Annotated in this window: 16 protein-coding genes and 1 pseudogene; 15 read left to right on the forward strand and 2 right to left on the reverse strand. The window is 63.2% G+C overall.

The genetic code is table 11. From position 1 onward, the window contains the following. The first annotated feature begins 54 nt into the window (after positions 1–54). Both RA29_RS18720 and RA29_RS18725 read left to right on the forward strand, forming a co-directional pair. Positions 55–1,506, forward strand: coding sequence for an ABC transporter substrate-binding protein (locus RA29_RS18720; RefSeq protein ID WP_241462654.1), 1,452 nt, complete (start codon positions 55–57; stop codon positions 1,504–1,506). Between the two features lie 110 nt (positions 1,507–1,616). Then, entirely contained in the window at positions 1,617–2,012 is a 396-nt protein-coding gene (locus tag RA29_RS18725; RefSeq protein ID WP_039688865.1) for a cupin domain-containing protein, read from the forward strand. A gap of 43 nt (positions 2,013–2,055) precedes the next feature. Here the strand turns inward: RA29_RS18725 and RA29_RS18730 are convergent, their stop codons facing one another. After that, a complete protein-coding gene (locus tag RA29_RS18730; RefSeq protein WP_039688867.1) occupies positions 2,056–3,156 on the reverse strand; it encodes an acetoin utilization protein AcuC in 1,101 nt (366 codons plus the stop codon). Positions 3,157–3,196: 40 nt separating this feature from the next. Then, positions 3,197–3,766, reverse strand: coding sequence for an NAD(P)H-dependent oxidoreductase (locus RA29_RS18735; RefSeq protein WP_039688869.1), 570 nt, complete (start codon positions 3,764–3,766; stop codon positions 3,197–3,199). Positions 3,767–3,836: 70 nt separating this feature from the next. On the opposite strand from RA29_RS18735, the gene RA29_RS18740 reads away from it, so the two are divergent. From RA29_RS18740 to RA29_RS18800, 13 genes and pseudogenes are all read left to right on the forward strand, one after another. After that, positions 3,837–4,469, forward strand: a complete 633-nt coding sequence (locus RA29_RS18740) for a TetR/AcrR family transcriptional regulator (protein ID WP_052249786.1) — start codon at positions 3,837–3,839, stop codon at positions 4,467–4,469. A 12-nt stretch (positions 4,470–4,481) separates the two neighbouring features. Beyond that, entirely contained in the window at positions 4,482–5,429 is a 948-nt protein-coding gene (locus RA29_RS18745) for an ABC transporter permease (RefSeq protein WP_039688871.1), read from the forward strand. After that, positions 5,426–6,241 carry an ABC transporter permease gene (locus RA29_RS18750; RefSeq protein ID WP_039688873.1) on the forward strand — a complete coding sequence of 272 codons (816 nt, stop codon included), beginning with the start codon at positions 5,426–5,428 and terminating at the stop codon, positions 6,239–6,241. Before RA29_RS18745 ends, RA29_RS18750 begins: the two co-directional genes overlap by 4 nt. Next, positions 6,238–7,791, forward strand: a complete 1,554-nt coding sequence (locus RA29_RS18755; RefSeq protein ID WP_039688875.1) for a dipeptide ABC transporter ATP-binding protein — start codon at positions 6,238–6,240, stop codon at positions 7,789–7,791. Before RA29_RS18750 ends, RA29_RS18755 begins: the two co-directional genes overlap by 4 nt. Then, positions 7,791–8,258: a GNAT family N-acetyltransferase gene (locus RA29_RS22095; protein ID WP_052249783.1), complete on the forward strand. Its 468-nt coding sequence runs from the start codon at positions 7,791–7,793 to the stop codon at positions 8,256–8,258. Before RA29_RS18755 ends, RA29_RS22095 begins: the two co-directional genes overlap by 1 nt. Continuing rightward, positions 8,255–9,697 (forward strand): aldehyde dehydrogenase family protein, encoded by a 1,443-nt coding sequence (locus RA29_RS18765; protein WP_039688877.1) that lies wholly within the window; start codon positions 8,255–8,257, stop codon positions 9,695–9,697. The genes RA29_RS22095 and RA29_RS18765 overlap by 4 nt, the downstream gene beginning before the upstream one ends. Then, positions 9,690–10,190: a GNAT family N-acetyltransferase gene (locus RA29_RS22100; protein ID WP_052249784.1), complete on the forward strand. Its 501-nt coding sequence runs from the start codon at positions 9,690–9,692 to the stop codon at positions 10,188–10,190. The genes RA29_RS18765 and RA29_RS22100 overlap by 8 nt, the downstream gene beginning before the upstream one ends. Continuing rightward, positions 10,187–10,902, forward strand: a pseudogene (locus RA29_RS18775) (SDR family NAD(P)-dependent oxidoreductase). Before RA29_RS22100 ends, RA29_RS18775 begins: the two are co-directional and overlap by 4 nt. 59 nt (positions 10,903–10,961) lie before the next feature. Continuing rightward, complete coding sequence (locus RA29_RS18780; protein ID WP_039688879.1) at positions 10,962–11,702, forward strand: SDR family oxidoreductase; 741 nt, start codon at positions 10,962–10,964, stop codon at positions 11,700–11,702. 40 nt (positions 11,703–11,742) lie between these two features. Further along, on the forward strand, positions 11,743–12,252 hold the full coding sequence (locus RA29_RS22585) for a GNAT family N-acetyltransferase (protein ID WP_082029619.1): 510 nt from the start codon (positions 11,743–11,745) through the stop codon (positions 12,250–12,252). Between the two features lie 44 nt (positions 12,253–12,296). Continuing rightward, positions 12,297–12,647: a cupin domain-containing protein gene (locus tag RA29_RS18790; RefSeq protein ID WP_039688968.1), complete on the forward strand. Its 351-nt coding sequence runs from the start codon at positions 12,297–12,299 to the stop codon at positions 12,645–12,647. A 49-nt stretch (positions 12,648–12,696) separates the two neighbouring features. Then, on the forward strand, positions 12,697–13,701 hold the full coding sequence (locus RA29_RS18795; RefSeq protein ID WP_039688883.1) for a P1 family peptidase: 1,005 nt from the start codon (positions 12,697–12,699) through the stop codon (positions 13,699–13,701). After that, positions 13,688–14,479: an alpha/beta fold hydrolase gene (locus tag RA29_RS18800; protein WP_039688885.1), complete on the forward strand. Its 792-nt coding sequence runs from the start codon at positions 13,688–13,690 to the stop codon at positions 14,477–14,479. The genes RA29_RS18795 and RA29_RS18800 overlap by 14 nt, the downstream gene beginning before the upstream one ends. The last annotated feature ends 10 nt before the right edge of the window (positions 14,480–14,489 follow it).

A 14,489-nucleotide genomic window follows, 5' to 3' on the forward strand; every position in this document is an offset into this window, starting at 1 on the left:
AGCTGTCTTTGAACCGGACCGACAGGGGAGACCGCCATGTTCCACCGACTGCTGATGACCACCGCCGCCATCGCTTTAGCCTCAAGCGCGTGGGCCAAGACCGACATCACCGTGGCGATCCAGCTCGAACCCCCGCATCTCGACCCGACCTCAGCGGCAGCTGGCGCCATCGACTCGGTGCTCTATTCCAACGTGTTCGAGGGGCTCACCCGCTTCATGGGCGACGGATCGGTCGTGCCAGGCCTCGCCGAAAGCTGGGAAATCTCGGATGATGGACTGACCTACACCTTCACCCTGCGCGACGGTGTGACATTCCACGACGGCACCACCATGGATGCCGAAGACGTCAAGTTCACCTTCGACCGCATCCTCGCCGAAGACAGCGCCAACGCACAGAAAGCGCTCTATGCCGCCATCAGCACGGTCGAGATTGTAGACCCGCAAACTGTGCAGATGACGCTGTCGGAACCCAACGGCAACCTGCTCTTCAACCTCGCCTGGGGCGATGCGGTGATCGTGGCCCCCGATAGCATCGAGACCATCAAACAGCAGCCGATCGGCACGGGCCCCTTCAAATTCGACAACTGGACCCAGGGCGACAGCATCCGGATCAGTCAATATGACAGCTACTGGGGGGACGCCCCCGCCCTAACAGAAGCCACGTTCAAATTCATCTCAGACCCGACCGCGGCCTTTGCTGCCGTGATGGCCGAGGATGTGGACGCCTTCATCGGCTTCCCGGCGCCCGAGAACCTGCCTCAGTTCGAAGCTGACCCGCGTTTTCAGGTCCTGATCGGGTCAACCGAAGGCGAAACGATCCTGTCCACCAACAATGCGGTGGCCCCCTTCGACGACCTGCGCGTGCGGCAGGCGGTGGCCCACGCCATCGACCGGCAGGCGATCATCGACGGAGCCATGTTTGGCTACGGCACACCCATCGGCACCCATTTCGCACCGCACAACCCGGCTTATGTCGATTTCACAGGTGGTTCCGCCTACGACCCGGAAAAAGCGCGCGCCCTGCTGGCCGAAGCAGGCATGGCCGACGGGTTCGAGACCACTCTGCATCTGCCGCCGCCCTCCTACGCCCGCCGCGGGGGTGAGATCATCGCCGCCCAATTGGCCGAGGTCGGGATCAGGGCCGAGATCATCAATGTCGAATGGGCCCAATGGCTCGAAACCGTGTTCCGAGGCAAGAACTTCGGCCTGACCATCGTCAGCCACACCGAGCCAATGGACATCGGGATCTACGCAAACCCCGACTACTACTTCCAATACGACAACCCCGCCTTCCAGGAACTGATCGCGACGCTCAACAGCACCACCGACCCTGATACGCGCACCAACCTGATGGCCAAGGCGCAGGAAATGATCGCCAACGACGCAGTCAATGGCTACCTGTTCCAGCTCGCGCAGCTGGCGGTGGCCAAGGCAGAGCTTCAGGGCCTCTGGACCAACATGCCAACACAGGCGACAGACCTCACAGGCGTAAGCTGGGCCGAATAAGCGCAAGGTCCCCGCTTCCCTGTTTTAAAAAATCCTCCCCGAAGGACCGATCCGCCAAGGAGCCGTTCGGGGAATTCAAAGTCCATCGCGCCAATGTCAGAGGACACCCAATGATCATCCATCCCGCAGGCAGCCGTGCCAGCTTACGCGCCAACCCAGACTATTTCACAGGCGACGTCTGGCAGGGCCCGATCATCTCAACCGAAGCACCCGCCCGGCTACAGGCCCTCTTGGTCCACTTCGCGCCGGGTGCCCGCACCGCCTGGCACACGCACCGGTTGGGTCAGACACTTCATGTCACACAAGGCACAGGCCTAATCTGCCTGCGCGGCGAGACACCGCAGATAATCCGCGCAGGTGACACCGTATGGATCCCGCCGGGGGTCGAACACTGGCATGGCGCGGGACCGGACACTGCCATGTCACACATCGCCATGCAGGAGGCTGAAGACGGCGCGGCTGCAACATGGCTCGAACAGGTCAGCGACACGGACTACGGCGGATAGGTGAGAGGGGGGCCAGCCCCCCGGCTGCGCCTCCCCCCAGAGTTTATCTGGCAAGATGAAGGATCTTGTCGCGTACCTCGTCCCGGATAGGTCCGTTGCGTGGTGCGTCGCGCAGGTTTGTGAACCAATGCTCCGGCGGGTTCTTGCCGCGCCGGTTGCCGTCAAAGCGCAGCGCGCGCAGCACCTCTTCGCCCGCATATTCGACACGATCCGGGATCTCATAGCCACTCAACGTGGCCCAAACCCCCGTCCAAAGCCGTCCGACTGACCATGGGTTGTATCCGCCACCGCCCAACACCAACAGGCGCGGTGCCATCCCGATCAGCGCTTGCACGACAGCCCAATGGGCGTTGTTTGACAGGGACAAATGCGCCTGCGGGTCTTCCTCCACCGCATCCGCACCGCATTGCAGGACGATGGCGTCGGGCTTGAAGGCCGAAACACGGAGCAAGATCACATCATCGCGGATCAACGCCATCTCGTCATCGTTCAAACCACGCGGAACGGGCAGGTTCACCAGCGTATCAGTCGCCTCAAGCGGCCCTGTACGCGGCCAAAGCCCGTCCTCGTGGACCGAGATCATCAGCACGTCCGGATCATCGGCAAAGGCCAACTCGACTCCGTCGGGGTGATGCGCGTCTATATCCACGTAGGCCACCCGCTGCGCCCCGTTGCGGCGCAGGGACAGGATCGCCAGAACGGGATCGTTGAGGTAACAAAACCCCCCTGCCCGATCCGGCATCGCATGATGCGTACCCCCGGCCGGGTGGTAGACAATGCCGCCATCCGCCAGAAGTTCCCCAGCCAGCAGCGACCCACCTGCCGCAGTCGCTGGGCGCCGGTACATTTCCGGAAAAACGGGGTTGTTCGAAGTGCCAAGCGCGTGCCGCGACCTGACATCGGCGGTTACGGCCTGTGCCGCCTCAGCCGCGTGAAGCGCTGCAATATAGTCCGGCGTGTGCCAGATCGTCAGCGTGTCGGGCTTCGCACGCGGGCTGGGCACATAGGCGTCGCGCGGCAGCCAGCCCATGGCCCGGCTCAGATCAATCACGGTCGACACCCGCGGCACCCTCAGCGGGTGCCACGGGCCATAGGACGATCCACGATAGATCTCCGATCCGATGAACAGCGGGCGGGGCAACATCGCCCATAGATAGGCGGCCCGCCGTTCAAAACGAGGGGGATCAAGCCGCGGCGGCACCCATCGTCTCTGCCCGCGACAACCAGCGGTCGATCTTTTCCGGTTTGGCGAGTTTCACGGATCCGAACATCACGACATTCCGAGGTTTGACGCCCACGAACTTCATCACCTGATTGCGCATCACACGACGCCCCGGGCTGCGATAAATCAGAGTGTCGAGCCAGGTCGGCGTGTCCGCCGTGATAATCGCATCGCCCGTCCGCCCATCCAGCAGCTTGTCCCAACCGAGGCCCCGGTCATGGTACTTGTAGGCAAATCCCGATTGCAGGCCCGCGTCCATCACGGCCTTGGCCTGCGCGGGCATCGCGCCCCACCAGTAGGGGTGTACGATCATCACGTGATCGGCCCAGCTAATGTTGTCCTGCCAGACCTGGATGTCGGGCGAAAGATCCTGCCCCTCGCTGTAACCAGCCTCGGGCGCCATGTCCGACAGGTGCATGATCCGCACATCCGCCCCCTTGGCGCGGGCGCCTTTAGCATAGCGCTCGGCCAGTGCAGCGTTCAGCGATCCGGCCTTGGGATGCGCCACCCAGATGAAAACACGTTTGGTCATTTCGAAAACTCCATCGCTTGCTTGACACAGTGTCAATTGACAGCGTGTCAACTATGTGCTTCTTGACATCATGTCAAGTGAAGTGATCGACACCCCGACCAAAATTTTGCGCGCCACGCTGGAGCTGCTGGAAGCCCCCGGCGCCAAGCTGCCCACGATGTCTGACATTGCGCGGGCGACAGGGATCAGTCGGCAAGCGGTCTACCTGCATTTCCCCAGCCGCACCGACCTGCTGGTCGCCGCAACGCGCTATCAGGACCGGCAAAACCAAGTGGACGCCGCACTCGCCCCCAGCCGCGGCGCACGCTCCGGGGCCGAACGGCTCGACGCCTTTGTCACCGCTTGGGGGAACTACATCCCCAAGATCTACGGCGTGGCGCGGGCCATCATGGCGGTAACGGACACGGATGCCGAGGCGGCGGCAGCCTGGAACACCCGCATGCAGGACATGCGCGAAGGCTGCGCGGCTGCCATCCAAGCGCTGGCGGAGGACGGCTCTCTGCCCCCAGACACCGACATCGAACAAGCCACCGACCTGCTCTGGACGCTGCTCTCGGTCCGCAATTGGGAGAACCTGACCCAAACCTGCGGCTGGTCGCAGGAGTGCTACATCGCCACGATCCGGGGACTTGCCATGGCCACCATCGCCCGCGACCTCGGCGCTCTGACGGACGTGCTTGCCTGCACAGACCCGCCCGCCTAACGTCGTGGCTACATGCTGCGCTACACCCTCAAACGGCTCCTGTCGCTCATCATCAGCCTCGCCATCGCGTCGCTGGTCATCTTTACGGTGATCGAGGTGGCACCGGGCGATCCCGCCTCCTTCATGCTGGGCATCAACGCAGCCGAAGATACGCTGGCCGCCCTGCGTGCTGAGTTGGGCCTCGATCAGCCGAAATGGCAACGCTATCTCGCGTGGGTCGGCGGGATGCTTCAGGGCGATTTCGGCACCTCATACCAATACCGTACGCCCGTGTCCGAGATGATTGCCGACCGGCTTTGGGTGTCGCTACCACTCGCACTCTATGCCCTGACACTGTCGACGCTCATTGCATTTCCGGCGGGCATCTACGCCGCCTCGCGCCGGGGGAAAGCAAGCGATGTCGGCGTGATGGGCGCCACACAAATAGGCGTCGCCATCCCGAATTTCTGGTTCGCGATGATCCTAGTGCTGATCTTTGCCATCAACCTGCGCTGGTTCAGCGCGGGCGGTTTCGCGGGCTGGGACAAGGGGTTTTTCGCCGCGATGAAATCCCTCACCCTGCCCGCCATCGCGCTCGCCCTGCCGCAAGCCGCCATCCTCGCACGGGTGATGCGGTCATCGCTGCTCGACGTGCTGGATGAGGACTTCATGCGCACCGCCCGGGCCAAGGGATTAAGCCGCGGCGCGGCGCTGCGCCGCCACGGATTGCGCAACGCGATGATCCCCGTGCTGACAATCCTCGGCCTACAATTCTCGTTCCTGCTGGCAGGAGGCATCATCATCGAACAGGTGTTCTACCTGCCCGGCCTCGGGCGGCTCATTTTCCAAAGCATCTCTGCCCGCGACCTCATCGTCGTGGAGTCGGTCACGATGCTTCTCGTCTTTGCAGTGATCACGGTGAACTTCCTCGTCGACCTCGCCTATGCCGCCGTGGACCCAAGGCTAAGGGCGCGCGCATGAACCGAACGCTGATCCTCGGCGGCATCCTATCCGCCCTCATGGTCATCGCAGCATTGCTGTCCTTTGTCTGGACACCCTTCGACCACAGCGCGATGAACATCCCCGAAAAACTGCAAACACCGAACAGCAAGCACTGGTTCGGCACCGATCACTTCGGGCGCGACCTGTTCTCGATGATCATGGTGGGCGCACGCACGTCCATTGCAGTCGCCTGCGTGGCAGTGGGCATCGGCATCGGGCTCGGCGTGCCGCTCGGCCTCTGGGCCGCCGCGCGGCAAGGCGGCTGGGTGGACGAGGTGATCATGCGCGGCAACGACCTGATCTTTGCCTTCCCCAGCCTCGTCATCGCCATCCTGATCACGGCGATCTTCGGTGCTGGGGCCATCAACGCTATCGTCGCCATCGGCATCTTCAACATCCCTGTCTTCGCCCGCGTCACGCGAGGTGGCGCCCTGCCCCTCTGGGCGCGTGAGTTCATCCTGGCCGCCCGTGTGGCAGGCAAGGGCGCGGCACGGATCAGCATCGAACACATCCTGCCCAACATCGCGAACCTGCTGATCGTACAGGCTACAATCCAGTTCAGCCTCGGCATTTTGGCCGAAGCAGCGCTGTCCTATGTGGGCCTTGGCGCGCAGCCACCGACGCCAAGCTGGGGCCGCATGCTGGCAGACGCGCAGACGCTGGTCAGCATCGCACCCCACATGGCACTGGTGCCGGGCTTCGCGATCATCCTTACTGTTCTGGGCCTCAACCTGCTCGGCGACGGGCTGCGCGACGCGCTTGATCCCAAGCTCAGGGTGGCAAGAGTATGAGCCTGCTGGACGTCCAGAACCTGTCGCTATCAATCGCAGGCACACCGATCCTGCGGGACGTGTCGCTGACGCTGGCACCGGGCGAAGTCGTGGCGGTAACCGGTGAAAGCGGTTCCGGCAAATCCATGACAGCCCTTGCCGTGATGCAACTTCTGCCCTCCGCCGCGGTCGCAACCGGTAACATCACACTCGACGGCAATGACATGCTCGCGCTGGATGAAAGTACGCTGTGCACCCTGCGCGGCGACCTCGTCGGCATGGTGTTTCAAGAGCCGATGACCGCGCTCAACCCGGTGCAGACCATCGGCGCACAAGTGGGCGAGACAGTGCGCTTGCACCGCCCGGACCTCGACCCGAAGATGCAGGCACGGGAGGTGCTGGACCGTGTCGGCCTCGACGCCATCCCCCTCACCCGCTACCCGCACGAGCTGTCAGGCGGCCAGCGCCAGCGCGTCGTCATAGCCATCGCCATCGCCTGCAGACCCAAGTTGCTGATCGCCGACGAACCGACCACAGCGCTTGATGTCACCACACAGGCGCAAATCCTCGACCTGCTGAAACAGCTTGCCGCCGATGATGGCATGGGCCTCCTGATGATCACCCACGACCTCGCCGTCGTGGCCGAAATGGCCGACCGGATCACCGTGATGCACCATGGTGAAGTGGTCGAGGCGGGCGACACGCCAGCCTTACTCGCCAACCCGCAACACCCTTACACCCAAGCCCTTCTCGCAGCCTCTGACCACCAAGTCGATCTGCCGCAAACCCAAAAACAGGCCCCGCTGTTAAGGGTGCAAAATGTCGTGCGCGACTACACACTGCCCCGCACCCGCCTCTTTGTCCCCGCGGGGACACATCGTGCAGTGGATGATATCAGCTTCGACATAAAAAGGGGCGAAAGGGTCGGATTGGTCGGCGAGTCGGGCTGCGGAAAATCGACATTGACCCGCGCCATTCTTGGGCTTGAGCCGGTACAAAGGGGCACCATCACACTTGATGGCACCCCGGTCACCGACCCTTCTGTGCGGCGCAAGATGCAGGTGGTGTTCCAGGACCCCTACGGCAGCTTCAACCCGCGCCACCGCGTTGCGCGCCTGATCTCGGAACCCTTTCATCTGCTGGACACCACGCCGGACGATCGCGAAGCCCGTATCGCCGCGGCCCTCACCGATGTGGGCCTGTCGCCCGAGGATGCACAGAAATACCCGCACCAGTTCTCAGGCGGGCAGCGCCAACGCCTCGCCATCGCGCGGGCACTCATAATCCGCCCGGAGCTGGTGATCTTTGACGAGGCTGTGAGTGCTCTCGACGTCTCGGTGCGCGCGCAAATCCTCGACCTGATCGCTGATCTCTGCCGCCAATACGACCTGACCTATCTGTTCATCAGCCATGACCTGAGCGTCGTACGCACAATCACAGACCGGGTTCTGGTGATGAAAAAGGGCCAGATCGTCGAGGCAGGCGAGACCGAGCAGGTGTTCACGCAGCCCGCTCACCCCTATACCCAAACGCTGATCGAGGCGGCCCCAACCCTGCCGGGAGCGGCGTGATGCAGGTTGCACTCACCCCGCTGTCCAGCGCGGACACGCCGTGGCTACTTCACGTCGCAGAACCCTACTTCAACGAACTGGTCCCGGGTTTCGGACAACTGGCACAGGACCGCTTCGATATCTGGTGGACGGACGCAGACCGCGCAGCCTATGCCATCCTCGTCAACGACAAACGCTGCGGATTCGCCCTGATCCGCAGATGTGAAGATGGCCATCACGAGATATCCGAGTTCTGCATCGTACCGTCCGCTCGAAACGCAGGCACCGGCACCCATGCAGCCACCCTATGCCTGCGGCAACATCTCGGCCCATGGCGTATTGGCGTTGCAAGCGCGCTGCCGGGCACCGCTCGCTTTTGGGACCGACTGCTGAAAACAACACCCGGGATCACAGACCTTGCACAGGGCCCCGCCCTGACACCATCTCAGGCTCACAGCTATACCTTCACGTACCGGAACACCCCATGACAGACGCCCTTTGGTTCGACCCCTCCCTCATACTGATCGGAGGCACCTGGCGCGCTGCCACGGGGACGCTGCCCCTCATTAACCCTTCCGACGGCAGCGATCTCGCACGCATCGCACGCGGCACGGCAGACGACATCTACGCGGCGGTCAGCGCCGCCCACGCCGCACGCGCAGGCGATTGGGGGCGCATGACCGCCACCGAACGGGGGCGTATCCTGACCGAGATCGGGCGCCGCGTGCTGGACCGCGTCGATGAACTTGCAACACTCGAAGCCTTGGACGTCGGCAAACCACTGACCCAGGCGCGCGCCGATGCCACGGCTCTGGCGCGGTATATGGAATTCTACGGTGGTGCCGCAGACAAGGTGATGGGCGAGACGATCCCCTATCTCGACGGCTACACGGTCTATACCTTACGCGAACCGCACGGCGTCACAGGCCATATCGTGCCATGGAATTACCCCATGCAGATCATTGGACGCAGCGTTGGGGCCGCCCTCGCCATGGGCAACGCCTGTGTCCTCAAACCGGCAGAGGAAGCGTGCCTGACCGCCCTCGCCTTCGCTCACATCTGCCAAGAGGCCGGGCTACCCGATGGCGCATTGAACGTCGTACCGGGACTGGGGGCCGAGGCGGGCGCAGCTCTCGCCGCGCATCCCGGCGTGCAGCATATCAGTTTCACAGGCTCGGTTGGAACAGGGGCGCTGGTCCAGCAGGCGGCAGGGGCCAACGTGGTGCCGGTAACACTGGAACTCGGCGGCAAATCCCCGCAGCTTGTCTTTGACGACGCCGACCTCGATGCGGCCCTGCCCTTCCTCGTGAACGCAGGCATCCAGAATGCTGGACAAACCTGCTCCGCCTCGTCCCGCATCCTGGTCCAGCTCGACATTTACGATGATATACGCCACCGTATGTCCAAAGCCTACGAAGACCTAACTGTCGGCCCAGCCCTGTCAGACCTGCGCGTCGGCCCCCTGATCTCGACGAGGCAGAAGGAGATCGTCCAAGGCTTCCTCGACCAAGGCGCGGACCTCACCATCGCAGCACAAGGACGGCTACAAGACGCCCCCAACACCGGCGCCTATGTCCTGCCAACGCTCTTTGCCGATGTACCCCCAGACCACACGCTGGCGCGGGAAGAGATCTTCGGCCCCGTGCAGGTCCTGATCCCCTTCGACACCGAAGAGGACGCATTGCGCATCGCGAACAGCACCGACTACGGCCTCGTGGCCAGCGTCTGGACCCGCGACGGCGCGCGCCAGATGCGACTGGCCAAGGCGCTGCACGCGGGCCAGGTCTTTATCAACAACTACGGCGCAGGCGGCGGGGTGGAACTGCCCTTCGGCGGGGTGGGCAAATCGGGGCATGGGCGCGAAAAGGGTTTTGAGGCGCTCTACGGCTTCTCGACCCTCAAAACCGTCGCCGCACATCATGGCTGAGATTATCCCGCTCACTTGGCCAGACGATGGCCCGCGCATCCTGGACCTGTGCCACCGCGCCAGCGACTATGTCATGCTGGAACGGGGCCAGTCGCCTGACCTCGCCTATGTCGAAAGCGAAATGACCGAGGCGCCGCCATCGGTCCCGCCGAACCAGATTTGGTGCTGGGGACACTCGCAAGCAAACGGCTCACTCGACGGCGTCGCGACCTGCCTCAAGGGGTACTATGACCCCGATGACTGGTACCTCGGTCTCCTCCTGCTCGACCAAGCGGCGCGGGGTGCTGGTTTGGGCACGCAAATGGCCCAGCATGTGATTGAGCAGGCAAAGGCGGACGCCGCCCAATGTCTGCGCATCGCCGTGCTTGATGACAATCCCCGTGGCCGCGCGTTCTGGGAACGGCTCGGGTTCGCACATGAAAAATCGACCACTGCAGGTGACGGCCGTCTGCGTCACGTCCACCGCTTGCCGCTTAGAAAGGCCGCCGCATGATCTTCGAAAACCGCTTTCAGGGCCGCAAGGCTGTTATCACCGGCGGGGCTGCGGGCCTTGGCCGCGGCATCGCGGAACGCATAGCGGCAGAGGGCGGCGATGTTGAGATCTGGGACATCAATGCCGAAGCGCTCGCGGCATTCGACATGAGCACCCGGCAGATCGACGTCACGGACGCAACCGCCGTGGCCGACGCCATGACGCAAGCCCAGCCAGACATCTTGGTTTGTTCCGCCGGGATCACAGGGCCGAACACAACCACATGGGACTACCCGATCGACGACTGGCTGCGCGTGCATGACCTGAACCTCAACGCCGTCTTTTACTGCAACCGCGCCGCCGCCCCGATCATGCGCGGCAAAGGCTGGGGCCGGATCATCAATATCGCCTCCATCGCGGGAAAAGAGGGAATCCGAACGCCCCGGCCTACTCCGCCTCCAAGGCAGGCGTGATCGGCCTGACCAAATCGTTGGGCAAGGAATTGGCCACCAGCGGCGTCACCTGCAACGCCATCGCGCCCGCCGCAGTACGCACCGCCATTTTCGACCAGATGACGCAGGAGCACATCGACTTCATGCAATCCAAGATCCCGATGGGCCGCTTCGGAACGGTGGACGAAATCGCCAGCATGGCCTGCTGGCTCGCCTCGGACGAGGCCAGCTTCACCACCGGCTTCTGTTTTGATCAATCCGGCGGACGGGCCACGGCATAACAGGTTGCGTCGGCCAACAGGCCGCACATCATGCACATGAAAACGGGGGGGATTTCCAAATGCAGCTAAAGGGCAAAACAGCCATCGTCACCGGCGGCGCAAGCGGCTTCGGCGAGGGGATCGCCCGCGCCTTTGCCAGCGAAGGGGCGCGGGTCTTGGTGGCGGACATCAACGCCGATGGGGCCGAAGCCATCGCAAGCGACATTGATGGTGTGGCCGCACAGGTCGACGTATCGAACGCCGCTTCGGTCGCGTCTCTGGCCAAGCACGCCCTGTCGACCTTTGGTCATATCGACATTCTGGTGAACAACGCAGGGATCACTCACCTGCCCCAAGCGATGGAGGATGTCACCGAAGAGGAGTTCGATCGCGTTCTCGCCGTGAATGCAAAATCCGTGTACCTCACCGCCCGTCACCTCGTGCCCCACTTCAAGGCGCGGCAGGCCGGCGCAATCCTCAACGTGGCCTCCACCGCCGGGGTCAGCCCCCGGCCCCGGCTGAACTGGTACAACGCCTCCAAGGGTTGGATGATCACCGCGACCAAGGCGATGGCGGTGGAACTCGCCCCGCACGGTGTCCGCGTGAACGCGATCAACCCGGTGGCGGGCGAAACACCGTTGCTCAAATCCTTCATGGGCGAAGACACACCAGAGACGCGCGAGAAGTTCCTGTCGACCATTCCCTTGGGGCGCTTCTCCACACCGCAGGACATGGGGGCGGCGGCCACCTTCCTATGCTCCGACTCGGCCTCAATGATCACGGGCGTCGCCATGGAGGTGGATGGCGGGCGTTGCATCTGAGCCGCCGGGACATCAGAGCCGGAATAACCAAGGCGATCACATGACAACGCCCTCCCGCTACACGTTCCGCACAGCGACGCTGGATGACCTCGCTCTTTTGAAGGATTGGCAGTCAAACCGGCATGTAAGCGCGTGGTGGGACACGGATACGCCCTATGAAGCAGCCGACTTGGACAACCCACTGGTCAGGCGCTGGATCGTTTCAACCAACAACCGTTCCTTCGCTTTCATTCAGGATTACACGGTTCATGGCTGGGAAGATCATCACTTCGCCGGTCTTCCAAAGGGATCGCGGGGTATCGACCAGTTCATCGGCGAACCAGACATGGTCGGGATCGGCCACGGGTCCGCGTTCATTGGCCAGCACATGCGCAGCCTCTTTGATGCTGGTGCGCCGGTGATAGCAACCGATCCGCATCCTCAAAACGGACGGGCCATAGCAGTCTATACCAAGCTGGGCTTCGCGCCCCTGGGACCCCGACAAGACACGACATGGGGCTTGATTTTGCCCATGATCGCGCATCCACAGACCATATCGACACCCTTGTAGATGCCGACCGTTCGGGCATGATAGCGCCCAGACAGGAGACCGCCATGCAGCCCATCAACCTCAACACCAAGCTCTCACAATTCTCGACCCACTGGGATCCGCATGTCATTGCCGACTACAACGAGAACGATGTGATGGTGGTCAAATTCCAGGGCGAATTCCCCTTCCATCTGCACGAGGACACCGACGATTTCTTTCTGGTGCTCAACGGCGAAATGGTCATGGACCTCGAAAACGAAAGCCACGCGGTCAAAGCCGGTGAGCTTTTCATCGTGCCCAAAGGCGTGACACACCGCCCGCGGGCAGACGCGGAATGCAAGGTGCTTCTGATCGAACCCAAAGGCGTGCCCAATACCGGCGATCCCGCCACTGCGGCGCCCAAACCGCGTATCTGATCCACCTTCATCTTGCCAAGAAAACTCCCGCCGGAGGCACAAAATCCAAATGACCCCAGGCCCGCAAAATGCGATCACCGACATTGCCGGGCTCAAGGTCGGCCACGCGCAGGACGACACCCTCAAATCCGGCGTAACGGTGCTTACGGCAGACACACCCTTCACCGCCTCGGTCGCGGTGCAAGGCGGCGCACCGGGGACTCGGGAAACAGACCTTCTAGCCCCCGACAAGTCCGTAGCACAGGTAGATGCGCTGGTGCTGTCTGGCGGCTCTGCTTACGGGCTCGACGCCTGTTCCGGCGTGGTGGCAGGCCTAAGAGCCCAAGGGCGCGGCTACCGCGTAGGCAACGCGATCATCCCTCTTGTGCCAGGCGCCATCATCTTTGACCTTTTGTCCGGCGGTGATCAAAGCTGGACCGACACACCCTACCCTGCACTAGGCCGCGCCGCACTCGACGCGGCAACCGAAAGCACACCGATCGGCACCGTGGGCGCAGGCACCGGTGCCATGACCGCGATGATGAAGGGCGGGCTGGGCACCGCCTCCCTCACCCTCGACAGCGGTATTACGGTTGGCGCACTTGTGGCCGCCAATCCCATGGGCAGCGTGACCACGCCCGGGGACAGACACTTCTGGGCCGCTCCCTTTGAGATCGATGGCGAATTCGGCGGCCTTGGCCCCGATCCGAACGGCGGGCTGGGACGCAGCACCGACAGCCGCAAGCTCACAGCGATGATGGAACGCGCCAACACCACCATCGCCATCGTCGCAACCGACGCCACACTGGACAAGGCCCAATGCCAGCGGGTCGCCATCGCGGCCCATGACGGCATCGCCCGGGCCTGCGTCCCGGCGCACAGCCCTGGTGACGGGGACCTCGTCTTCAGCGTCTCTACCAGCGCCAAGCCCATGACATCACCGCAGGACCTGGCCCTGATCGGCCACGCCGCCGCGCTCTGCCTCAGCCGCGCCATCGCGCGCGGTGTGTATGCGGCAACACCCGCCCCAAATGACCTGCTACCAACCTGGAGCCAGCTCAATGCCAAAACTTGAGACGGGCGACATAAACCTCCACTACGAGGTGACCGGCAACGGGCCGCCGCTTCTGATGCTGGCGGGCTTCATGTCGGACCACGCCAGCTGGACGCCCCTGATCCCGCTGCTGCAGGACCATTTCACCTGCATAACCCCCGACAACCGCACCACTGGGCAGACGACACCGTGGAACGCACCGGTCAGCATTGACCTGATGTGCAAAGACGCGCTGGCGCTAATGTCCCACCTCGGCCACGACCGTTACCACACCATCGGACACTCCATGGGCGGGATCATCGCCCTGCACATGGCGCAAGAGGCGCACGAGCGCATGGCCTCGACCCATATCGCAGCCTCGGCCCCTGTGCGTCTGCCCCGCAACACAGCGCTCTTCGCGACGCTCATCGCGATCCGCCGCAGCAACGCGCCCGAAGACACATGGCTACGCGCCCTCTTCCCTTGGCTCTTCAACCCCCGCGTCTACAACAACCCATCAGCCGTGGATCAGGCGGTGGCCGACAGCCTCGCCTACCCCCACGCGCAATCCGCAGACGCCATGGAACACCAGCTCACCGCCCTGCGCGGATTCGACGGGACGGCCCTCGCCAACCCCAACTGTCCTACCCAAGTTCTGATCGGAACGCTTGACCTCATCGTACCACCGGACCACATCCTTGCGGTCCTCAGCCACCTGCCGCACCATATCCTTGAAGGGGCCGGGCACTCGATCCACTGGGACGCGCCCGACCAGGTCGCAGACCTGCTACGCGCCTACGCAGCCAAACACCCGATCTGAAAGGGGCATC

It is taken from the genome of Tateyamaria sp. ANG-S1, assembly GCF_000814025.1.
Lineage (GTDB): Bacteria > Pseudomonadota > Alphaproteobacteria > Rhodobacterales > Rhodobacteraceae > Tateyamaria.